We start from the raw sequence: 22340 nt of genomic DNA on the forward strand, positions 1-22340 counted from the left end.
CCATGCTCAATCAACTCAGACCCGCCCTCACCCTGGTCGTTGCCCTGACCGTCCTCACCGGCCTTGTCTATCCGCTTACTATCAACGCCGTCGCCCAGGCGGTGATGCCGCAAAAGGCCAATGGCAGCCTGATCGATCGGGGCGGCACGGTGGTCGGTTCAACGCTCATCGGGCAGAACTTCACGACCGACCGCTACTTCTGGCCGCGCCCGTCTGCCACCGGCCCGGATCCGTACAACGCCGCCGCCTCGTCCGGCTCCAATCTCGGCACCACCTCGGCCAAGCTCCGGGATCGCGTCGCAGCCGATATCGCCCGCTTGAACGCCGCAGGCATGCCCTCTCCGATACCGGCTGACGCAGTCACGACGTCAGGCTCCGGCCTCGACCCGCATATCTCGCCGGCCTTTGCCGAAGCGCAGGTCGCGCGCGTCGCCAAGGCACGGGGGCTGGAGCCGGCAAGCGTTGCCTCGCTCGTCAAGCAGCACATCGAAGAGCCGACCTTCGGTATTATCGGCGAAGCGAGGGTGAATGTGCTAGAGCTCAACCTGGCGCTCGATGCGTTGAAGATGTGAGAGCCTGATGGCGGATGACGACCGCAGGGACGCGCGACGTCCCGACCCGGATGCCCTGCTTGCCCTGGCGGAGAAAGACCGTCGGGGCAAGCTCACCGTTTTCCTCGGCGCAGCACCCGGGGTCGGCAAGACCTATGCCATGCTGTCTCGGGCAAAGCGCCTGAAGGCCGATGGCGTCGATGTCGTCGTCGGGCTTGTCGAAACCCATGGACGGAGTGAAACGGCAGCACTGCTCGACGGGCTTGAGGTCCTGCCCCGGCGCCGGATTGCCTATCGCGGACGGATGCTCGACGAGTTCGATCTCGACGCGGCCCTGGCAAGGCGGCCGCGGATCGTCATCGTCGATGAGCTCGCCCATTCCAACCCCGACGACAGCCGCCATCCCAAGCGGTACCAGGATATCGAGGAACTCATCACGGCCGGCATCGATGTCTGGACGGCCTTGAACATCCAGCATCTCGAGAGCCTGGCGGATGTCGTCGCGCAGATCACCGGCGTGTCAGTACGCGAGCGCGTGCCGGATATCGTGCTGAAGCGGGCCGACGAGGTGCTGCTGGTCGATCTTGCACCGTCCGAACTGATCGAGCGGCTGCGGGACGGCAAGGTCTATCTGCCGGAAAGCGCGAACCGTGCGGTCGACCGCTTCTTCCGCCTCGGCAACCTGACGGCGCTGCGGGAACTGGCTCTTCGCCGCACCGCCGACCGTGTCGATGACCAGATGGTCGACTATCTAAAGCAGAACGCGATCGACGGCCCCTGGGCCACGGCCGAGCGGCTGCTGGTCTGCGTGGGCTCCGACCCGCTGTCGGAAAAGGTCGTGCGAGTGGCAAGTCGCCTCGCCTCCGGGCTCAACGCGCCCTGGCTCGTCGTATCGATCGAGCGGGCCGACCGGGAGGCGGACACGCCGGGGCACGTACAGCGGATCGAGACGCTCTTCCGGTTGGCCGAGCAACTCGGCGCGGAGACGCGCCGCGTGATCGGCAACGACTTCGTCGATGAGATCCTGAAGCTTGCGCGTCGGGAACATGTCACCCAGATCGTGATCGGCACACCGAAACGCGCCGGCTGGCGGAAGCATGTCAAACAGGCGCTCCCAGAGGCGCTGGCGAACGATGCGGCCGGCCTCGGCATTCACATCGTGACGCCGGACGGCCCTTCGGGCGAGCGCATGCGGCGTCCGCTCGCGCTCCCCAGGATGCAGGCGTGGCGACAATCGGCACTGAGCGCCGCAGGTTTCGTCGCGCTGACCGTGCTGCTGGGCAAGACGATCGATATCTTCGTCGATCTGCCCAATATCTCGCTGCTCTTCCTGCTCTCGGTGCTCGGCGCTTCCGTCACCGGGGGCTACGTCGCCGCATTCCTGGCGGCGGTTCTTTCTGCCCTCGCCTACAACTTCTTCTTCATAGACCCGCAGCGCACCTTCACGATTGCCGCGCCGCATGAAGTCTTTGCGCTTTTCGTGTTTCTGATCGTGGCGATGATTGCGGGTGGTTTCGCCTCCCGCATCCGGCAACAGGCAGAGGTGGCAGGCCTGCGGGCAACGGAGCTTCAGTCGCTTCACGATTTCTCGCGCAAGCTCGCAACGACGGAAAAGAGCGAGGACGCGATCTGGCTGGCCGTTTCGCAACTCCAGTCGCGTTTGCGGCGCAACGTCGTTTTCCTGCTTGCCCGCAAGGGCGACCTCGGTGTCGCGGCGGCCTGGCCACCGGATACGGACCTTGACGTTACCGACCTCACCGCCGCGCGCTGGACCAACGACAAACGCGAGCCGGCGGGCCGCGGCACCGGGACACTTCCCAACAGCCGTTTCGAGTTCCGCCCGTTGCTTGGCCCTCATGGCATCGTCGGGGTCTGTGGCGTCGAGCATGCCGACGAGCCGCTCGACCTGAATGCGGAGCGCATGCTGAGCGCCGTTCTCGACCAGACGGCTATCGCTCTCGATCGTGCCCGGCTGGCGGATGAGACGATCGTCCAGGCGGCGCGTCTGGAGGGGGAGCGCTATCGCGACGCGCTGCTGTCATCCATTTCGCATGACCTGAGGACGCCCCTCGCCACCATCACCGGCGCCGTCACCGCGCTTCGCGAGCTCGGCGAACGGATGAGCGCGGAGAGCCGCAGCGACCTCCTGCAATCGATCGAGGAGGAAAGCGGCCGGATGAGCCGTTTCGTCGCCAACCTGCTCGACATGACGCGGATCGAGGCGGGCACGTTGAAACCGAAGCGGGACTGGATCGACGTCACCGACGTGGTGCAGTCCGCCGTCGAGCGCACGCGCAAGCACGCCCCGGGACAGATCATCGAAACCAGCATTGCGACCGATCTGCCGTTGATACGCGGCGACAGCGTGCTCATCTCGCAGGTGCTGTTCAATCTGCTCGACAATGCCATCAAGTATGGGGCCGGGGAGCCGGTGAATGTCTATGCGCGTCGTGAGGGCAAGGATGTGATCATCTCCGTCACCGATCTTGGCAAGGGCATCCCACCAGAAGACCTGGACCGCATCTTCGAAAAATTCTATCGCCGTGGAAACCCGGACGGGCGCGCGCCCGGCACAGGGCTCGGGCTATCCATTGCGCGCGGCTTCATCGAGGCGATGGGCGGAAAGATCCATGCCGAGAGCCCGGCTCTCCGGAAGCGGGGCACGCGCATCGTGATGCGGTTTCCCGGAAGTGCAGAAGCAAGGGGCAATGCCTGATGAACCAGTCCCGTATCCTTGTCGTGGATGACGAACCGCAGATCCAGCGCTTCCTGAAGCCCTCGCTGATCGCCGCAGGCTATGAGGTGATCGAGGCCCTAAACGGCGGCGAAGCGCTCAAGTTCGTTGCCACCCAGGCGCCCGATCTCGTGATCCTCGATCTCGGCCTGCCGGACATGGACGGCAAGGCGGTGATCGCGAGCCTCCGGGCATGGTCGGACATCCCGATCGTCATCCTCTCGGCCCGCGACCGCGAAAGCGAGAAGATCGCGGCCCTCGATCTTGGAGCCGACGACTACGTCGAAAAACCGTTTGGCATCGGGGAGCTGACCGCACGCATCCGCACTGCGCTGCGCCATCGCGGCCGGCGGGACGCCATTCCCAGCGTCATGGACGTGGACGACCTGACGATCGATCCGATCAAGCGGCTCGTCTCGCGCGAAGGCGAGACCGTGCACCTGACGCCCAAGGAGTATGACCTGCTGCTTCTGCTTGCTCGCCACGCCGGCCGCGTGGTCACCCACCGAACCCTGCTGACGAGTGTCTGGGGTCCTGCCCATGGCGAGGACCTTCATTATCTGCGGGTCTTCATCGGCCAGCTTCGCCAGAAGATCGAACGGGATCCCACCCAGCCGCGGATCGTGCGCACGGAGCCTGGCGTCGGGTACCGCATGGCTGAGCCGGATTAGTTCACGAACCGTCCGCCAGATGGCGGTCTAAGCATCGGGCTAAGCCAGAACCGACGACAGGAATTCGCGTGTCCGCGCCTCGCGCGGCGCGCCGAAGATCTCGTCCGGCGCGCCCTGTTCGCAGATGCGTCCCTTGTCGAAGAAGCAGACACGATCGGAGACTTCGCGGGCGAAGCGCATTTCGTGCGTCACCAACAGCATGGTCAGGTCATGTTCGTGCGCGAGGCCGCGAATGACGGAGAGCACCTCGCCCACCAGCTGCGGATCCAGTGCGGATGTCGGCTCATCGAAAAGCAGGACCCTCGGGCGCATCGCGAGTGCGCGGGCGATCGCGACGCGCTGCTGCTGCCCACCGGACAGCTGCGAGGGGTAGAAATCCTTCTTGTCCGCCAGCCCCACCATGTCCAGCAATTGCAGCGCACGGCATTCCGCTTCCGCGCGCGCAATGCCGAGAACGCGCAGCGGCGCTTCCACCACATTGCGCAGCACCGTCATGTGCGGAAACAGGTTGAAGCTCTGGAACACCATGCCGACATGGGTGCGGATCTGGCGAAGATGGCGTTCGGACGCCTTGAAGGGACCTTTGCCGTTCGGCTCGTGATAGGACATGCCCGACAATGTCAGCTTGCCGTCCTGAAAGGGCTCGAGCGTCATCAGGATGCGCAGGACGGTCGACTTGCCCGAACCGGACGGACCGATCAGCGTGACCTTTTCTCCCATCCTGACATTGAAATTGAAGTCGTCCAGCACCGTCAACGGGCCGAAGCGCTTGGCGACGTTCGAGAATTCGATGATGGGCGCGGTATTGTCTTCGGTCATCGCAAGGGGATTCCTGCTTTTGGCAGCGCTTTCTGCAGCCGGTGGAGACCGGCCGAGCAGATCAGCGTCAGGAGGAGGAAGATCAGGCCGACGAGCGTCAGCGGAACGAGATATTCGAAGGTGCGTTCGCCGATCATGTTGGCGAGCCCCATCATTTCCATGACGGTGACGACGGACAGGACCGGCGTTTCCTTGATCATCGCGACGAGATAGTTACCCATCGCCGGCACGATCCGCGGAATGGCCTGCGGAATGATGATATCACGGTAGGCCTGCATGCGGGTGAGGTTGAGCGCCGTTGCCCCCTCCCACTGGCCGCGCGCCACGGCCTCGATGCCGCCGCGATAGACCTCCGATGTGTAGGCCGCATATTGCAGGCCGAGTGCCAGCGCGCCCGTGAGAAATGCCGGCAGCACGATGCCGAACTCCGGCAGCACATAGTAGAGGAAGAAGAGCTGGACCAGGAGTGGCGTGTCGCGCAGGAACTCCACGATGACAGCCGTCGTCCAGGAGATCGCGACCAGCCGGCTGCGGCGCAGCAGGGCGAAGGCCAAACCGAGCACCAACGCGATGGCAAAGCCCGCCGCGGCCGCCTTCAAGGTGACGGTCAGGCCGATCAGGATAATGGGCAGGATCGAGGTCGTGTAGGTGAGCCACGTCGTCGTATCCCATTCGTATCCGTACATCATCAGATCATATCCTCACGAACGGGGCATCTGCGGGAACGCCTGGCCGCGTCGCACGAGGCGTTCGACCACGCGGATCGCCACCATGAGGACGAGGGACATGGCGAAGTAGCAGAGAAGCGTGATCGAGTAGATGCTCGTGCTATCAAGCGTGATGTTGCGGATCGACTGGGCCGCGAAGGTCAGATCGGCAATCGAAATCAGCGATACGAGCGATGAAAGCTTGAGTGTCTCGATGGCCAGGTTCCCGAAGGCCGGCATCATCTCGACGATCGCCTGCGGCAGCGAGACCCGAAAGAGCGTCTGCAAGCGGCTGAAATTCAAGGCGCGCGCAGCCTCGAGCTGCTGCGTCGAAACGGAGGACAGCGCCCCGCGCACGATTTCCGCGCCGTATCCACCAGCATGGGCCGCCAGCACCAGGATCCCGGTCGTGATCGGATCGAAGCTCAGTCCGACAAGCGGCAGCGCGTAATAAAACCAGAAGAGCTGAACGAGCAGCGATGTGCCGCGAAACACCTCCGTGTAACACAGCGCGATGGTGGAGAGGATTGGTCCTCCTTCCACGCGCATGATGCCGAACACGAAGGCGAGCACCGCGCCGACGGCAATCGACGCGAGTGTGATCGTCATCGTGACGAATGCCCCTTGCCAGAGCATCGGCAGGTAGGCTGTCCAGTCCATGCAGAAGTCTCCCGGTCCTAAGGAGTGGCGCCCGACCGACGACGATCGAGCGCCTTTGCCGTTACTTACCGGCGCAGAGGTCTTCGACCTTCTTGCCTGCAGCCGCTTCGATACTCTGCTCGGACAAGCCGTATTTGGCGAGGATCGTCTTGTACTCGTCCGTCTTGCGGAACTCGACAAGCGCGGCGTTGAAGGCGTCACGCAGTTCCTTGTCTTCCGGACGGAACGCGAAGCCACCATAGTTGCGAACCGGCGCGCCGTCGACGACCGGATCTTCGAACGGTGCGACCTGCTCGACCTGGGCCTGATCCTTTGCGAGCGCGGCGACGGTCAGTTCGGTTGCCGCATAGGCATCGGTCCGGCTTTGAACCGTCGGGATGGCGTCCGCATTGGCCGGGATGAAGACGATCTGCTCGTCCTTCACGCCGACGGCGCGCAGGAAGTCGACATTGTTGGCGCCCGAGACGACGGCGACCGTCAGCGACGGGTCCTTGGCGATGTCGGCATAGGTCTTCAGGCCCTTCGGATTGCCCTTCTTGACCAGCAGGCCCTCGCCATAGGACGAGTTCGGCTCGGTGAAGGCGACTTGCTTGCAGCGCTCCGGCGAGATGTTCTGCTCGGCGGCGGCGAAATCGAAGCGCTTCGCCTTGAGGCCGGGGATCAGCGTGCCGAACGGTGTGACGGTCCAGTTGATCTCTTCGACCCCCATGGATTTCAGAACGGCAGTGGCGACATCCGGTCCGATACCCGCAGACGTGCCGTCGGGCTGCATGTAGGAATAGGGAACTTCATTGGCTGTTGCGGCGCGGATGTATCCCTGTTCCTTCACTTCCTCGAGCGTCAGCGCATTAGCCGACGTAACGGCGAAGATCAGCGCAAGGGCGGAAAGGCCGGCGATTTTCTTGATAGGCATGTGCATTCTCCTCTGGTTGGGGTTATGCGGTCCGTTTTCGGATCTCGCTGTCGTTTACGGCTAGGTTTCCTCCGTGACGGTGGCGATCACGGAAAGGCAGTCGCCGGCCTTGATCAGGCCGGGTACGTGGCGCGCCGCGAGCACGCCATCCATGGCGGCGCGATACGCGATGGGCGCAATGCCGGTTTTGCCGACGGGATAGACATGGGCGACCACGTCGCCCGTCCTGACCGCATCGCCGAGATCGACGGCAAAGGCGATCAGCCCCTCGTCTTCGGCAAAGGTGAAGCAGTCGCTCGAGGGCATGTCCAACCAACGCGTCGGCGCCCTGTCGGGTTCACCCGAGAGGATGCCGGCATGTCGCAGGAGGTTGAGGCTCCCCTTGCGCGCAATCTCTATCGAGCGCGCCGTGGCAGTGCCGGCGCCGCCAAGCTCCGTCGTGACGAACACCTTGCCCATGTCCTCCACGGTGGTGTCGAGCATCCCGACCGCATCGATTTCCAGCATCTTCATGGAAAAAGGCGCCGCAAAGGCGGCGACGGCCGCAAAACAGCGGGCTTCCTGATCCTTGTCCGGAAGTTCGTGCGCGGCGGCATAGGGAAGAAAGTCCAGCGTCCTGCCGCCGGAATGAAAGTCGAGCACGATGTCGGCCAGCGGGATGAGATGGCGCGTCACGTAGTCGGCGATCTTCTCCGTCACCGTTCCATCCGGACGGCCCGGGAAGCTGCGGTTGAGGTTGCCGCGATCGATGGGCGACGTGCGCGTGCCGGCCCGAAAGGCGGGGTAGTTCAGTGCGGGAACGATTATGATGCGCCCGTTTACCTCGGACGGTTTGAGCGCCTGCGCCAGTTCGAACAGTGCGGCCGGCCCCTCATACTCGTCACCGTGATTGGCGCCGGTCAGAAGGGCCGTCGGCCCCTCGCCGTTGGCGATGACGCAGATCGGGATCATCACCGAGCCCCAAGCGCTGTCGTCGCGGCTGTAGGGCAGGCGCAGGTGCCCATGCTGCAGGCCCTTCGCGTCGAAATCGACGGAAGGCGTGATCGGCGAGGGACGCAGCGCGGCATTGTTAAACATACCATCAGCCCTTCACGAACAGCTGGCGCGGTACGTTGGACAGGCATTCCACGCCCGTCTCGGTAATCGCGATGCTCTCGGTGATCTCGAGCCCCATATCCTCCAGCCACAGGCCGGTCATGAAATGGAACGTCATGCCGGGCTTCAGCTCCGTCCGGTCGCCGGGGCGAAGGCTCATGGTGCGCTCGCCCCAATCCGGCGGATAGGAAAGCCCGATCGGGTAACCGGTGCGGTTGTCCTTGATGATCCCGTATTTCTTCAGCACGCCGAAGAAGGCATTGGCGATGTCTTCGCAGGTATTGCCGGGCTTTGCGGCGGAAAGGCCCGCCTCCATGCCCTCAAGCGTCGCCTTCTCGGCGTCGAGAAAGGCCTGCGTGGGTTTGCCCAGGAAGACGGTGCGCGACAGCGGGCAATGGTAGCGCTTGTAGGCACCGGCTATCTCGAAGAAGGTGCCTTCACCCAACCGCATCGGCTTGTCGTCCCAGGTGAGATGCGGCGCAGAAGCATCGGCGCCCGACGGCAAAAGCGGCACGATCGCCGGATAATCGCCACCGAATTCCGGCGTGCCGCGAATGCCTGCGTCATAAATCTCGGCGACGAGATCGCATTTGCGCATGCCCGGTTCGACGACGTCGACGATACGCTTGTGCATCAGCTCGACGATCTTGCCGGCCTTGCGCATGTAGTCGAGCTCGGTCGGGCTCTTGACGGCCCGCTGCCAGTTCACCAGACCGGCCGCGTCCTTGAAACGGGCGTTCGGCAGGTGCTTCTGCAGCGAGGCGAAGGCCGCGGCCGAGAAATAGTAGTTGTCCATCTCGACGCCGACGGTGAGGCCCGACCATTTGCGCTCGTCGATGATCTGCGACAGCAGGTCCATCGGGTGGCGCTCGGTCGACTGCACGTAATGGTCGGGATAGCCGATGATATTGTCGTGGTGGAGATAGGCGGTGCGCTTGGCGCCGTTGGCATCCTGCTTGCGGCCATACCAGATCGGCTCGCCGCTCGGCGGCACCAGAACGCATTGGTGCACGTAGAAGGACCAACCGTCGTAGCCGGTCAGCCAATGCATGTTGGACGGGTCCGTGACGACGAGGAGATCGATCCCGGCCGCCTCCATGGCATGGCGGGTCTTGGACAGACGCGCGGCATATTCCTCGCGCGTAAAATTCAGCGTCACGCTCACGCGTCACCTCCCATTTCTCTTTCGTTTTCAATTGTCTGCCCGCTACCGACACCCGCTGCACGGCTGACGGCGAGATTGGCGATCGCGGTGTCCTGCACGCCGGTGCCGGTCAGGTCGGCGAAGGTAATGTCATCGGCGCTCGTCCGGCCCTTTGCCGAGCCGGCGATCACGGCGCCGAGTTCGGCGAACGGATCATCGGCACCGACCAGGCCCGCCTTGATGGCGTGGTGCAGCTCCCCGAGTATGCGGGTCTGCGATAGACGGTCGGCAATATAGGTGGCGCGGGCGAAAACGGCGGGATCGATCTCGTTCTTATGTTCGGAATCCGATCCCATCGCGGTGAGATGTTGCCCCGCTTCCAGCCATTCAGCCATCAGGATCGGCTTTTCCGCAGGCGTGGTAGTGACGACGATATGGCTGCCGCGCATCGCGTCGCGCGGATCGGCGACGGCGGTAACGTCGATGCCATACTGGCGTGTGCATTCGGCGGCCAGCGTCTCCGCCCTGGCATGGTCACGGGCCCAGATTCGCGCCGACCTTATCGGACGGACAAGAGTCAGCGCTGCGAGCTGCATCCGCGCCTGCATGCCGGCACCGAAGATGGTGGCGACGGAGGCGTCCTCACGCGCCAGATGCCGGGCAGCGACGGCACCGGCCGCTGCCGTGCGCACATCCGTCAGATAGCCGTTGTCGAGCAGAAGGCCTTCCACGAGACCGGTCTTCGCGCTGAACAGGATCATGAGCCCGTTCAGGCTGGGCAGGCCGAGCTTCGGATTGTCGAAGAAACCGGGGCTGACCTTGATGGCAAAACCGTCGAAGCCCGGCACATAGGCCGTCTTGACGTCCACCTCGCCGCGAAACTCAGGAATATCGAGCCGCAGGATCGGCGGCATGGCGACCGGTTTTGTGGCGAGCGCCAGAAAGGCCTGTTCGACGCAATCGACGGCCGATGCATCCAGCTGAACCGCGGCGCGCAGGTCCTTTTCCGTCAGGATGAGAATGCGGCTCATGCGGCGTCTCCCTCGATGATACGCCGATGAACGTCTGGGGCGATATTGCTTCCGGAGAGAATGGCGACCGTGGGGCCGGACAGTTTTACCTTGCCGGCGAGAATGGCGCCGACACCGACTGCGCCGGCTCCCTCCACGACCTCGTTCTCCTCGCGCGCGATATGGCGAATGCCCCCGGCAATCTCGTCTTCGGTCAGCAGGACGATATCGTCCAGCAACGCGCGGCAGATCGGGAAGGTCACATGGTTCGAAAGGCCGATGCCGCCACCGAGCGAATCCGCCAGCGTCTGCTCCTCGCGCACCGCAACCGGCCGGCCGGCGGTGATGGAGGCATGCATCGCCGCGCCGCGCTCCATCGAAATGCCGATGATCCGAGCCTGCGGCCTCAACGCCTTGACCGCGACGGCAATACCAGCCGCCAGGCCTCCACCGGAGAGCGGAATGAGAACGGTGGAGAGGTCGGGCAGGTCTTCGACGATTTCGAGGCCGATCGTGCCCTGCCCGGCGACGATGTCGACATGATCGAAAGGCGGGATCGGCGTCAGGCCATGATCCGCGACGAGGCGGTCGACCTCCTCTTGTGCGTCGTCCTGCGAGACGCCGACGATGCGGATGTCAGCGCCGAGCGCCCTGATGGCCTCGACCTTGTTGGCCGGAACCAGCGAAGACATGCAGATCGTCGCGGGAATGCCGAGCATCTGTGCAGCATAGGCGACCGCCCGGCCGTGATTGCCCGTGGAGGCGGTCACGAGGCCGCGTTCGCGCGCCGCCTGATCGAGCGCAACGATGGCGTTCGTCGCACCGCGCAGCTTGAAAGCGCCGATCGGCTGGTGCGTTTCGAGTTTCAGGTGAACGGGCTGGCCGGTCAGCCGGGACAGGGAGGCAGAGCGAACGAGCGGCGTGCGCGTCACACGATCCCGGATGCGCGCGGCCGCGCGCTCGATATCGGCGAGGCACACCGGCAGGGTCTGGTCTTCGATTGATCGGGCCTGGATTTCGCTCTTCATGATTGTCATGTTGAGAGCGAAATAAAATCATGTCAATTATTATATTGTAATGATTCAATGATTATCTTTGGCCGTGGTCAGCCGATGGCGCCCACGTCGTAGACCGGGGGCAACTGCTCGAATGCATGCCGCACCGTCGTCAGCGCCTTTCTCAGGTTCGCGTGGCTCATGCGCCCGCCGAGGCAGATGCGGATGCCGCCACCATGGCCGGGACCGGCAATGAAGGGTTCCGACGGCGTGACCGCGACATTCTGGTTGGCGAGCGAGCGCACAAGGCCGTCCTCGGTCCATTGCTGAGGCAGCTTCAGCCAGGCACACAGGGAAAGCGGATGGCTTGACGCAAAATGATCACCCAGGATCTCCGCGGCGATGCTTTGGCGCACCCTCGCCTCCTCCCGCTGCAGCGAAAGCAGATGCCGTGCCGTGCCGTTTTCGACCCAGCGCGCGGCGATCTCGGCGGTCAGGTAAGTGCCGCTCCAGCTCGACACACGCAGGATGGACGCCGCGCGGATGGAATAGGCGGGCGGCACGACGAGATAGCCGACACGCAGGCCGGTCAGCACTGTCTTGGTAAAGCTCGTGACGAAAAAACCGAGTTCCGGCAGCAGTTCGGTGATCGAGGGCAGATCCTCATCGATCATCGGCCTGTAGACCTCGTCCTCGATGACGAAGACCCCATGACGCTGCGCGATCTCTGCGATGGCGCGCCTGCGCTCGGCGCCGGCAACATGGCCGGTCGGGTTGTTGAGTGTCGGGATAAGGACCAGTGCCCGAACACCACCCGCGGCACAGGCCGCCTCCAGAGCCTCGGGCAGAATGCCTTCCCTGTCGGTGGGCAGGCCCTTCAGGCTGAAGCCGAGGATGTTGGACAGGCCGATGATGCCGTGGTCGGTAAGATTCTCGCACAGGACGACGTCTCCGGAGCGAATGACGCAGCTGAGCGCGAGGAAGATGCTATGGGCGGCACCGTTCGTCACCAGGATGCGCTCTGCGCCCGCGCTGACCCCCAGCGGCTGCAACCAAAGCCGCGCGATTTCGCGATGGCGCTCCAGCCCCGCTATCGGACGGCAGGGCCGCATGAAGCTTGCGATATCGCTATCGGCAAGCTCATGGAAGATCTCGCGCGAAGCGGCGTCGTGCGCATCGAGATAGACGGCACGGATGATCGAAAGGTCGAGCACCTCGTTGTGGCTCTGGTCGAGCATCATGCGACCGGCGCGATCCGTCACCCGCGCCTTGACGAAGGTCCCCCGGCCGATCTCACCGCTCAGATAACCGAGCCGCTCCGCCTCCTTGTAGGAGAGGCTGACGGTCTGCACCGACAGGCCGAGTTCGCGTGCCAGATCACGATGGGTCGGCATGCGGTCCATCGGCTTGAGAAGGCCGGAATCGATGTCGGCGATGATACGTTCCGTGAGGGCGGCATGCTTCGTCTCACCCTTCTGCTTTGCCAGGACCGGGCGCCACGCCACAGCCTTTGTGGCAGGAACCGGATCGACGGCAAGGGGATTGGCGTGGCGACGCATGAATTGTCTCGCTTCAAAAGCAACTATGTCATGACATTATGCACTTTTGAAACAAAAGATGAAGCGCCGTGCGCCGCATTGGCATGACTTGCTTTCGAACTTTCCCGGAAGGAGCCCTTAGTTCACCGCGCCGGCACGCAATTCATCAACGCGGCCAACACTCGATCTCCCGTCTTGGCCGTTGCCGTTCAAGGCTCCCCTTCCAGCATCTCCTGGATATCTTGTCCCGCATCACCGGCCATGGAATCGGCTTTGGCGGCCGCATCGAGGAAGTCTTTCTGCGAAGCGACCGTATAATTGCAGCCGACAAACATCGTCTTGGGTTTTCCCGCGTCTGCCGGCATGCCGAGCATCATGGCCAGGGCGTCATCGGTTGGCGCAAAGGCGCCGATCATCGGCCCGCTCTCGGGATCGACGAAACGATAATACTGCTCGGTCAGCTTGATCGGCGCGCGTTTCATGTCCTGCGTCCGGATCGTCGCGAGGGCAGCATCATAATCCCGTTCCGTCACGACCCATTCCTGGAGGAACGCGATCCGTGTCGCTGATGCGCCAAACACGGTGATCGGCGTCTTGAGGTCGAAGGTTTCGAGCCCCATCATTCCATCATGGCCGTCATCATCGACCGGCGAGAGCCAATCCGGAATGGTGCCGCCCATGAAGAGCGCCATTCCGGCTTCGCCGAGGGTTTCGCGAGGCGCGCGACACTCCGCGAGCGCAGCGAGGATTTCGGGCGTAAGCTCGAATGCATCCTGCTCCGCCGGCAGGTCTTCGGCATGGGCCATTCCGCTGACTGCCGGTTGGCACAGGAACGCAACAGCGATGAACGCGCTCAGATAGGTTTTGATCACGGCCATTCCGTCTGCACCTTTCGGATTGAGGTCACGGCAGGCTTTACGAACCCGAATACTTCACGGTCACGCCACGCTGGCGAAAATAAGCCTGCATGAGCTTTCTGCCGGAGCGGTTGTTTTGCACGAGCCTCACGGGGTCGAACACGGCCTCTTTCACCCCTCCCCGCGCCAACGCGGCCTTCAGGGTCGCGATGTGCACATCGATGTCTGCATTATCCGCTTGAAGCGATCCATAAATGCGCTCCACTGCCTCTGCCACTGTCGGTTCGCTCATGTCGGTACTCCTGTCGTTATCCGGCGGAGGACCGCCACATTCCCCGCATTAGCAGCCCTGGCTATCCCGATCTACTGGCCTCCATGGACTTCAACAAGGGATTCCGGAAACGAAGCGTCGGCAGATATGCTGACGATGCGATCGTCAGAACGTCGGTTCCAACCGTGCCTGCCGATGCCGTGTTCGAAAAATTGCGTGTATGTCGGGAATTGACGCCGGCAAACGTCTTTACCACAGTCGCGTCGAACTGCGCCCACCCAAAAGCGATGCAAGACATTCTGCCCGGCCGAAACCGTCACGGAGAAACAGCATGCGCAAGAACGGATATCGTTGGGTTGTCGTGGCTGCCGGCGGTCTGCTCGGCTGCGTGGCCATAGGCTCCATGTTCACCCTGCCAGTCTTCATCCGACCGATCGTGACGGAGACCGGCTGGTCGGTCACTGGAATATCCACCGCCATGACAATTGCGTTCCTCGCGATGGCGCTCGGCAGCATCGTGTTCGGCTCGCTGTCCGACCGGATCGGTGTGCGACCGGTCGTGCTGGCAGGATCTGCGGCGCTCGCCGGCAGCCTGGCATGGGCGAGCCGCGCGGCCTCGCTTTATGAATTCCAGCTGATTTTCGGCCTGCTGGTCGGCCTGTCGATCGCAGCGATCCTCCCGCCGCTCATGGCCTCGGTCATGGGCTGGTTCGATACGCAGCGCAGTCTGGCCGTTTCGCTCGTGTCAGCGGGCATGGGCATGGCGCCGATGACGGTGTCGCCTCTCGCGGCCTGGCTGGTCTCGACCTACGACTGGCGCTCTTCAATGCTTGCGATCGCGGTCCTTGCGGCAGCCACCATGTTACCGATCTCGCTTTTCCTGCGGCAACCTCCGGAGACCGGCGAGGAAGGCAATGCGACCCTTGCGGAAAGCGACGCCGGCACCCCGATGTCCGTTGGAACGGCGCTCCGATCGCAGCCCTTCATCATCCTGATGCTGGTCAACTTCTTCTGTTGCGCCACCCATTCCGGTCCGATCTTCCATACCGTCGGCTATGCCGTCAGCTGTGGCATCCCCCTGATTGCGGCCGTGACGATCTACAGCGTCGAGGGCTTCGCCGGACTGGGCGGTCGTGTTGCCTTCGGATTGCTGGCCGACCGCTTCGGCGCCAAGAACATCCTTGTTCTGGGCCTTCTTGCGCAGGCGATCGTGGCATTCTTCTTTTTCTTCGTCCGCCAGCTGGAGGGATTCTATGCCGTCGCAGCCATGTTCGGCTTCATCTATTCCGGCGTCATGCCGCTCTATGCCGTTCTGGCGCGTGAAAACTTTCCGCAGAGAATGATGGGCACGATCATCGGCGGCACCGGCATGGCCGGCGGGCTCGGCATGGCGCTCGGCCCCTGGGCCGGCGGCCTGATCTACGACACCTTCGCCACATATACCTGGCTCTACCTCGGCGCCTGCGGCATGGGCCTTGGAGCTTTCCTTATCGCCATGACGTTCAAACCGTTCCCCAAGACAGAAGGACAGCTGGCTGCGGGTTAGAATATCGCGGGCGGCAGCGCAGCGACGCTCTCGCGATGAAGAGCCTCGCCAGATCCCGCCGGAATAGCGGCGCGCAGCCGCGCGCCTCCCTCACCCGCTCAGTAGGTCTTCACAGCGGCGGTTTCGTCGGCCACACCGAGTTGCCTGTCGCGTTCGGCGGCGGCCTGCCGGGCACCGTTGACGATCAGCGAGACATCGTTAGTGCCGATGATGAACCGATAGCCCAGGCGCGCAAGATCGGCGAAATCGCGACCCGCCCCGACGATCGTGCCGAGCGGTTTACCGGCTTTCGCCGCGCCGTCCTCGATCGTTTTCAGCAAGGCCTGGGGCTCGGGCTCCAGCATGCGCTCCATCTTGCCGATCGATGCGGCGAGGTCGTTCGGCCCGACGAAAAGCATGTCGATGCCCGGCACCGCAGCGATCGCCGCAAGGTTCTCGACCGCCTGGTGATGCTCGATCTGCACCATCAGCAGCAATTCGTCATGTGCATTGCTCGCATAATCGGGCCGCGCGCCGTAGCGCGAGGCCCGGACGATCGGAGCGGCATAGCCGCGGCGTCCGCGGGCCGGATAGGTGCAGAATTCAGCGATGGAACGCGCATAGTCGGCTGTGTTGACCTGCGGCACGATCAGGGATCGGATGCCCCGGTCGAGTACGCGTTTCAGCGTCGTCTCCGAGCCATCCGGAACGCGCATGACGACCTCGCCGCCGGCGGCTTCGACCGCGCGCGCGACATGCACCGCCTCCTCGATTCCGCCGATGCCGTGTTCACCGTCGATGACGATGACCGGCCAGCCATTCATCACCATGGCCTCTGCATTGTCGGGGCTTCCCATCTCCGACCAGGCGGCGGTGACGGTTTCGCCAGCAAGGATACGCTGTTTGATCGGGTTCACGATGCCGCCTCCACATCAAGATCGATGACCTTGCCAGGGTTGAGGATGTTCTTCGGGTCCAGCGCCTTCTTGATGGTCGCCATCAGGGCGAGTTCCTCGGCGCTGCGCGAATAGGGCAGATAGGGCTTCTTGACCGTGCCGATGCCGTGCTCTGCCGAGACAGTGCCCCCGAAGGCGCGCACCGTCTCATAGACGATCCGGTTGATATCGGCTGCGGGCTGCGTTGCGGCACCTTCGACGAGCGCGACGATGTGAAGGTTGCCGTCCCCGATATGGCCGTAATAAACCGACAGGCAGCCTGGGACTTCATCCTCGAGGCGCGACCGGCACGCCTTGGCGAAATCGTCCATGGCGTCAACCGGCAGGCCGATGTCGAAGGCGCAATGCGGGCCGAGCACGGTCTGGAATTCACCTGCAGCATCGCGGGTGCGCCAGAAGGCCAGCGTGTCCGCCTTGCTCTGGGAAATGGCCGCATCGGCGATAAGGCCTGCCTCGAACTGGCTCTCCAACCAGCTCTGGAACCGTCCGCCGTCCACCTGCTCGTCAAGGCCCTGCGCTTCGACAAGCACATAGAACGCGTGGTCGCCCTCGACCGGGCGGCGGATACCGGGCACACGCACCGTCGCGGCATGCCAGTAGTCCGGCCACATAACCTCGAACGCCGACAGGAGCGGACCAAGCCCGCGGCGCGCGCCGTTCAGGAGCTTGACCACGCTGCCGTAATCATCGACGCCGCAAAGCGCCGCCATCGTGCAGCCGGGTTGCGGATGGAGACGCAAGACGGTGCGCGTGATGACGCCGAGCGTGCCTTCCGACCCGATGAAGAGCTGCTTCAAATCGAAACCGGCATTGTTCTTGATCATCTTGTTGAGGCTGGTCATCAACGTGCCGTCGGCCAGAGCCACCTCGATGCCCAGCACCATTTCGCGTGCCATACCGTACCGGATGACGCGGTTGCCGCCGGCGTTCGTTCCGAGATTGCCACCGATGGCGCAGCTGCCCCGCGCGCCGAGATCGAGCGGAATGAAGAAGCCTGCCTCATCCGCGGCCTTCTGGATCACTTCGAGCGGCGTGCCCGCCCTGACCGTCATGGTGGCGGCTGCGGCGTCGATCTCCTCGATGCCCTGGAGGCGCTCAAGGGAAAGGGCAACCGCTCCTTCGATCGGATGTGCGCCGCCGGCAAGCCCGGTCAGGCCGCCCTGCGGCACCACCGGGACATCATGCGCGGCGCATATGCGCAGCACATCGGCAACGCCTTGCGGGGTGTCGGGACGTGCGACCGCGAGAGGACGGACCGGCGGCAGAAAGCTCGTATCCGCCGTGTTGCGGGCGGGAATGTCCGCTCCGGTCAGAAGCGCATTTCGGTCCAGAATGGCGGAAAGCGCCTGAATGCATTCACCGGCGCGGGCTTGGGCGATCATATCGTGATGGGTCCTGAAACTGTTGACTGCGTCCGACGGCGCGGCGGACCGCGCCGTCGGTTGGGAGGATCGAGCTTATTGGCCGCGCATGGCGGCAAGCTGGTCCTGAACGAGTTTGAACGGTTCTTCGCCGATGGACGCCTTGTTGGCGTCGTAGACGGGCTTGATCGCTTCGCGCAGACGCTCCATCTCGGCGTCGCCCAGCGTTTCCACGACTTCGACACCGTGGCCGCGCAAGGCTTCGAGAGCCTCAAGGGCGGCAGCACGGCTGCGTTCCAGCTGAGCGGTACGCGCCTGCGTAGCACACGTCTGCAGCAGTTCCTGTTCCTGCGGCGTGTAGCCGTCCCACACTTTCTTGGAGAACATGACCGGCGTCGGCGAATAGGCATGACGCGTCAACGTGAGATACTTCTGGACCTCGTAGAACTTCGAAGCCTCGATCAGCGGCAGCGGATTTTCCTGGCCATCGACGGCGCCGGTTTCCAGTGCGGTGAACACCTCTCCGAACGCCATCGGTACCGGATTGGCGCCGAGCCGGCGGAAGGTATCGAGGAAGATGTTGTTCTGCATCACGCGGAAATTGAGCCCGCGGAAATCGTCGAGCTTTTCGATCGGATGCTTTGAATTGGTGGTGTTGCGGAAACCGTTCTCCCAGAACGACAGAAGCACCAGCCCGTGATCGGGCATGCGCTTGGCGAGGTAGTCGTAGAAGGGGCCGGTCAGGACGGCATCCGCTTCGGCATCCGACGCAAACAGGAACGGCAGGCCGAAGACGTTCATGGCCGGCTCGATGCCGGCAAGCGCGTCGGCTCCGGCGACAACCATTTCGAGCGAGCCGGACCGCACGGACTGTGTTGCATCCAGATCGTCGCCCAGCGCACCGGAATAGAAACCGCGAAGCTTCATCTTGCCGTCGGAGCCGGCTTGCAGGCACGCCGACATCGCATCGACGCCAGCCGCGACCGGATGGTCTTTCGGCGCACCGTTGGACACCTTGATATTGCGGCTGTTGAACTCGGCCGATGCCGCTCCGGCAAACATGGTGGCAGCCATCAAGGCGGCCGCGAAAATCTTGAGTTTCATTTTCACTTTCCTCCAAAGTGTGGCGTGGCGAAGGATTTCGCCACGCCGAAAAGCCTCACCGCAGGAAATCCAGCGGGACGAGAACGAGCTGCGGGAACATGACCAGCAGGAACAGCACGATGATCTGCGTCAGGATGAAGGGCAGCGAGCCCTTGATCACGTGGTGCAGCGGAATGCGCGCGACACCGCTCGCCACGCTCATCACGATGCCCACCGGCGGCGTGATCAGGCCGATCGCGCAGTTGATGACGAACAACACGCCGAAGTAGACGGGATCGATCCCCGCTGCGGTCACGACGGGCAGAAGCACCGGTGCCAGGATCAGGATGGTCGGCCCCATGTCGAGCGCCATGCCGATGACAAGGATGATCAGCATGATCACCGCCAGCAGCAGCTTCGGATTGTCGGCGAGCGGCTCGACGAGATCCATCACGACACCAGACAGATCGGCAATGGCGATGAACCAAGCCGTCGTGAGCGCGGCTGCCGCCAGCATCATGACCACGGCTGTCGTTACGGCCGCGTTGCGAAGCGCCTCATACATCGCCGACACGGTCAGTTCCCGATGGACGAAGATGCCGACGAAGATCGCGTAGACGGCGGCAACCACGGCAGCTTCCGTCGGGGTGACGATCCCGAAACGGATGCCACCCAGGATGATCACAGGCATGCCGAGCGACCAGCCGGCTGCGCCCAACGTCTTCAGGCGAACATCCCAGCCCTGCCGCGGCATGACCTCGACATTGTCGGTGCGCGAGACGATCGCCCAGGCGATGGCAAGGCCGACGCCCATCATCAGGCCGGGCACGATACCGGCCAGGAAGAGCTGGGTGATCGATACGTTGGTCGCCACGCCGAAGATGATATAGGCGATAGACGGCGGCATGATCGGCGCGATCGTGCCGCCGGCAGCCATGAGGCCGACGGACCGGCCCTGTTCGTAGCCGGCCGCACGCATCATCGGCAGGAGCATGGCGATGAGCGCGGCCGTATCGGCGGCTGCCGAGCCGGACAGGCTTGCCATGATGACGGCGGCGAGGATCGCCACGAAACCGAGGCCGCCGCGGCGGTGGCCGAGGAACGAGCTCGCGAAGGCGATGATACGCTTCGACATGCCGCCGGCATTCATCAGCTCGCCCGCCAGCAGAAAGAACGGAATGGCCAGCAGCGGGAAATTGTTGGCACCCACGACCATGCGCTGCGCGATGATCTGCGTGTCGAAGAGATCGAGATAGAGGCCCATCGTCAACGCACACAGGATAAGCGCAAATGCGACGGGGACACCGACGGCGAGCGCGCCGCCGAGCGTGGCAATGAAGATCGCAAGAGTCATAGCGCGCGCTCCACCAGTTCTTCGGTCGTCTGCGGGACGGCGTAGGGATCGTAGGTGCCGCGCACCGCGCCGATCATGCGGTGGATGGCGATGATGCCGATACCGATGGCCGAGGGAATGACGATGCCGAACACGAAAATCATCGAAAGCCCGGTGACGGGCGAGCGGTCGGTGGCGGTGACGCCGGATTGCTGCCACGATCCGTCAAGGAGCAGCCAGCAGACGAAGACGATCAACCCGTTCGCGATGAACAGAAGCACCCGCCGCACAGCCGGGCCGGACGCGCTGACAAGCAGATCGAAGCCCATATGCGCGTGATTGCGCATGGCAACGACGCCACCGATAAAGATCAGCCAGACGAAAAAGAAGCGCGAAAGCTCCTCGGAGACATCCAGACCTGAACTGAAGACGTAACGCAGCACGACATTGGCGAACACCATGACTGTCATGCCGGCGAGCAGCAGCACGAGAAGAACCTCGAGCAGCTTGAAAAACACATTGATCGAACGGTCGATCATTTCCTTCCTCCCGAAACGGTAACCACCTCTCCCGTGGTGTATGCAGCGCGGAAGAGCAGCCATGCGGCGGCTTCCGCAACGTCCGCAGCCTCGCCGAGGCGATGAAGCGGTATGGTCGCAGCACGCGCATCCATCTCGGCGCGGTCAGCGAAGACATCCTTCTGGATGTCGGTGTCGATGATCCCAGGCGCGAGCGCATTGACGCGAATGGCCGGCGCGAGCTCGCGGGCCATCGCGAAGGTCAGCGACTGGAGGGCGCCTTTGCTCGCGGCGTAGACCGCGTTGCCGGCCGCCCCACCATTTCCCGCCGCAATGGACGACAGGTTGACGATCGCGGCAGCGGGATGGTCAGCCCGGGCGCGTAGGAAGGCTTGCGTAACGACAAAGGCGCTGCGTACATTGATGCCGAAAACCCGATCCACCTCTGCCGGGTCGATATCGACGAGGGACATGCGCCGACCGATGATGCCGGCATTGTTGACGAGGTGGGTCGGAGCCCAATCGTCACCGATCCCACCCATCGCTTCCTGAACGGCCGCGGCATCCGAAACGTCCACCCGTTCCACGCGGACTTTCTCGCCGAGTTCGTTGCGAGCGGTCTCAAGGCGCTGCACGTCGACATCCCAGAGGATCGCGCGCGCGCCGCCGGCGACGACGGCGTCAGCAATGGCACGGCCGATCCCGGCCGCACCGCCTGTGATGAGGACGACGGCGGTCATCGTCCGTAACTTTCATCCAGCTGCTGATGGAAGCCGAGGTCGACGATCTCGCAGAACTCGGCGTAGCTGTGCTTGGCCGGGCCACCTTCCGGAGCACCGGTGGCGCGCAACTCCGTCAGGGCATCGTGAATGGCACGCGTGGCGCTGAGCAGTGCGGTGAGCGCGTAGAAGACGACGCTGAACCCCATCTCCTGCAGGTCAGCCAGCTTCAGCGCGGTGGTTTCGTTGCCATCGACGATGGAAACGACCTTCGGTCCTTCGATTGCCCTGGCAACGGCCTCGACATCGGCAATCTTCTTGACGCCGTCGACGAAGACGAGATCCACGCCCGCGTCCTGATAAAGCTTCGCCCGGTAGAGAGCCTCCTCGATGCCTTCCGCCTGCAGCGCGTCCGTCCGGCCGATGATGACGAGATCGTCGGTGGCGCGCGCCGCTATCGCCGCCTTCAGCCTCAGCGCCGATTCCTCACGGCCCATGAGTTTCACGCCGGCCATCTGCCCGCACCGCTTCGGCGCGACCTGGTCTTCCAGATGGATCGCGGCAACGCCTGCCTGGATGTATTCGCGCACCGTGCGATGAATGTTCGACGGACCGCCATAGCCGGTATCGGCATCGGCGATGACCGGAATGGAGACCGCGCGCGTCATGTTTCGGGCGTGCTCCGTCATTTCGGTCTGCGTCAGAAGACCGATATCGGGCGTGCCCAGCCGCGTCGCCGTTGCGCCGAAACCGGTCATGTAGACCGTTTCGAAGCCGGCGCGCTGCACGAGCCGGGCGCTCAGGCTGTCGGGTGCGCCGGGCGCAGCAATGATCCGCCCGCCGTCGAGAAGACGGCGCAGGTTTTGTGCTTCATTCATGA

The 22340-nt window shown here is 63.5% G+C and carries 22 protein-coding genes; 4 read left to right on the forward strand and 18 right to left on the reverse strand.

Features of this window, described 5'->3' with window-relative positions; all coding sequences use genetic code 11:
* The first annotated feature begins 2 nt into the window (after positions 1–2).
* From kdpC to K6301_RS18960, 3 genes are read left to right on the forward strand one after another with little or no spacing between them, the layout of a single operon-like run.
* Positions 3–572, forward strand: coding sequence for a potassium-transporting ATPase subunit KdpC (gene kdpC, locus K6301_RS18950; RefSeq protein WP_247222090.1), 570 nt, complete (start codon positions 3–5; stop codon positions 570–572).
* A gap of 7 nt (positions 573–579) precedes the next feature.
* A complete protein-coding gene (locus K6301_RS18955; RefSeq protein WP_247222091.1) occupies positions 580–3267 on the forward strand; it encodes a sensor histidine kinase in 2688 nt (895 codons plus the stop codon).
* Positions 3267–3956: a response regulator gene (locus tag K6301_RS18960; protein WP_247222092.1), complete on the forward strand. Its 690-nt coding sequence runs from the start codon at positions 3267–3269 to the stop codon at positions 3954–3956. Before K6301_RS18955 ends, K6301_RS18960 begins: the two co-directional genes overlap by 1 nt.
* A gap of 39 nt (positions 3957–3995) precedes the next feature.
* On the opposite strand, the gene ehuA is transcribed toward K6301_RS18960, so the two are convergent.
* The 11 genes from ehuA to K6301_RS19015 all read right to left on the reverse strand — a co-directional run bounded on the left by ehuA (position 3996) and on the right by K6301_RS19015 (position 13986).
* On the reverse strand, positions 3996–4775 hold the full coding sequence (ehuA, locus tag K6301_RS18965; RefSeq protein ID WP_247222093.1) for an ectoine/hydroxyectoine ABC transporter ATP-binding protein EhuA: 780 nt from the start codon (positions 4773–4775) through the stop codon (positions 3996–3998).
* Positions 4772–5464, reverse strand: a complete 693-nt coding sequence (ehuD, locus tag K6301_RS18970; RefSeq protein ID WP_247222096.1) for an ectoine/hydroxyectoine ABC transporter permease subunit EhuD — start codon at positions 5462–5464, stop codon at positions 4772–4774. Before ehuD ends, ehuA begins: the two co-directional genes overlap by 4 nt.
* 12 nt (positions 5465–5476) lie before the next feature.
* On the reverse strand, positions 5477–6142 hold the full coding sequence (ehuC, locus tag K6301_RS18975; RefSeq protein WP_134646680.1) for an ectoine/hydroxyectoine ABC transporter permease subunit EhuC: 666 nt from the start codon (positions 6140–6142) through the stop codon (positions 5477–5479).
* 61 nt (positions 6143–6203) lie between these two features.
* Entirely contained in the window at positions 6204–7055 is an 852-nt protein-coding gene (ehuB, locus tag K6301_RS18980; protein ID WP_247222098.1) for an ectoine/hydroxyectoine ABC transporter substrate-binding protein EhuB, read from the reverse strand.
* A 60-nt stretch (positions 7056–7115) separates the two neighbouring features.
* Positions 7116–8132 carry a N(2)-acetyl-L-2,4-diaminobutanoate deacetylase DoeB gene (doeB, locus tag K6301_RS18985; protein ID WP_247222099.1) on the reverse strand — a complete coding sequence of 339 codons (1017 nt, stop codon included), beginning with the start codon at positions 8130–8132 and terminating at the stop codon, positions 7116–7118.
* Between the two features lie 4 nt (positions 8133–8136).
* Positions 8137–9315, reverse strand: coding sequence for an ectoine hydrolase DoeA (gene doeA, locus K6301_RS18990; RefSeq protein WP_247222101.1), 1179 nt, complete (start codon positions 9313–9315; stop codon positions 8137–8139).
* Positions 9312–10325 carry an ectoine utilization protein EutC gene (gene eutC / locus K6301_RS18995; protein ID WP_247222104.1) on the reverse strand — a complete coding sequence of 338 codons (1014 nt, stop codon included), beginning with the start codon at positions 10323–10325 and terminating at the stop codon, positions 9312–9314. Before eutC ends, doeA begins: the two co-directional genes overlap by 4 nt.
* The gene (gene eutB, locus K6301_RS19000; RefSeq protein WP_247222106.1) at positions 10322–11341 is read right to left on the reverse strand and encodes a hydroxyectoine utilization dehydratase EutB; all 1020 of its coding nucleotides are present in this window, start codon (positions 11339–11341) and stop codon (positions 10322–10324) included. The genes eutC and eutB overlap by 4 nt, the downstream gene beginning before the upstream one ends.
* A gap of 68 nt (positions 11342–11409) precedes the next feature.
* A complete protein-coding gene (gene ehuR / locus K6301_RS19005; protein ID WP_247222108.1) occupies positions 11410–12858 on the reverse strand; it encodes a MocR-like ectoine utilization transcription factor EhuR in 1449 nt (482 codons plus the stop codon).
* A 188-nt stretch (positions 12859–13046) separates the two neighbouring features.
* On the reverse strand, positions 13047–13715 hold the full coding sequence (locus K6301_RS19010) for a hypothetical protein (protein WP_247222109.1): 669 nt from the start codon (positions 13713–13715) through the stop codon (positions 13047–13049).
* A 37-nt stretch (positions 13716–13752) separates the two neighbouring features.
* Positions 13753–13986 carry a hypothetical protein gene (locus tag K6301_RS19015; RefSeq protein ID WP_247222110.1) on the reverse strand — a complete coding sequence of 78 codons (234 nt, stop codon included), beginning with the start codon at positions 13984–13986 and terminating at the stop codon, positions 13753–13755.
* Positions 13987–14296: 310 nt separating this feature from the next.
* Here K6301_RS19015 and K6301_RS19020 point away from each other — a divergent pair, with 310 nt between their 5' ends.
* Positions 14297–15511: an MFS transporter gene (locus K6301_RS19020; RefSeq protein WP_247222111.1), complete on the forward strand. Its 1215-nt coding sequence runs from the start codon at positions 14297–14299 to the stop codon at positions 15509–15511.
* Between the two features lie 98 nt (positions 15512–15609).
* Here the strand turns inward: K6301_RS19020 and K6301_RS19025 are convergent, their stop codons facing one another.
* From K6301_RS19025 to K6301_RS19055, 7 genes are all read right to left on the reverse strand, one after another.
* On the reverse strand, positions 15610–16407 hold the full coding sequence (locus K6301_RS19025; RefSeq protein WP_247222112.1) for an HpcH/HpaI aldolase family protein: 798 nt from the start codon (positions 16405–16407) through the stop codon (positions 15610–15612).
* Positions 16404–17828 (reverse strand): FAD-binding oxidoreductase, encoded by a 1425-nt coding sequence (locus tag K6301_RS19030; RefSeq protein WP_247222113.1) that lies wholly within the window; start codon positions 17826–17828, stop codon positions 16404–16406. Before K6301_RS19030 ends, K6301_RS19025 begins: the two co-directional genes overlap by 4 nt.
* A gap of 75 nt (positions 17829–17903) precedes the next feature.
* Positions 17904–18911 carry a DctP family TRAP transporter solute-binding subunit gene (locus K6301_RS19035; protein WP_247222115.1) on the reverse strand — a complete coding sequence of 336 codons (1008 nt, stop codon included), beginning with the start codon at positions 18909–18911 and terminating at the stop codon, positions 17904–17906.
* A gap of 55 nt (positions 18912–18966) precedes the next feature.
* Positions 18967–20244: a TRAP transporter large permease gene (locus K6301_RS19040; RefSeq protein WP_247222117.1), complete on the reverse strand. Its 1278-nt coding sequence runs from the start codon at positions 20242–20244 to the stop codon at positions 18967–18969.
* Complete coding sequence (locus tag K6301_RS19045; RefSeq protein ID WP_247222118.1) at positions 20241–20762, reverse strand: TRAP transporter small permease; 522 nt, start codon at positions 20760–20762, stop codon at positions 20241–20243. The genes K6301_RS19040 and K6301_RS19045 overlap by 4 nt, the downstream gene beginning before the upstream one ends.
* Positions 20759–21481, reverse strand: coding sequence for an SDR family NAD(P)-dependent oxidoreductase (locus tag K6301_RS19050; protein ID WP_247222119.1), 723 nt, complete (start codon positions 21479–21481; stop codon positions 20759–20761). Before K6301_RS19050 ends, K6301_RS19045 begins: the two co-directional genes overlap by 4 nt.
* Entirely contained in the window at positions 21478–22338 is an 861-nt protein-coding gene (locus K6301_RS19055) for an isocitrate lyase/PEP mutase family protein (protein WP_247222120.1), read from the reverse strand. The genes K6301_RS19050 and K6301_RS19055 overlap by 4 nt, the downstream gene beginning before the upstream one ends.
* Between the last annotated feature and the right edge of the window lie 2 nt (positions 22339–22340).

The sequence above is a fragment of the Shinella oryzae genome (genome assembly GCF_023038235.1).
GTDB classification, from domain to species: Bacteria; Pseudomonadota; Alphaproteobacteria; order Rhizobiales; family Rhizobiaceae; genus Shinella; species Shinella sumterensis.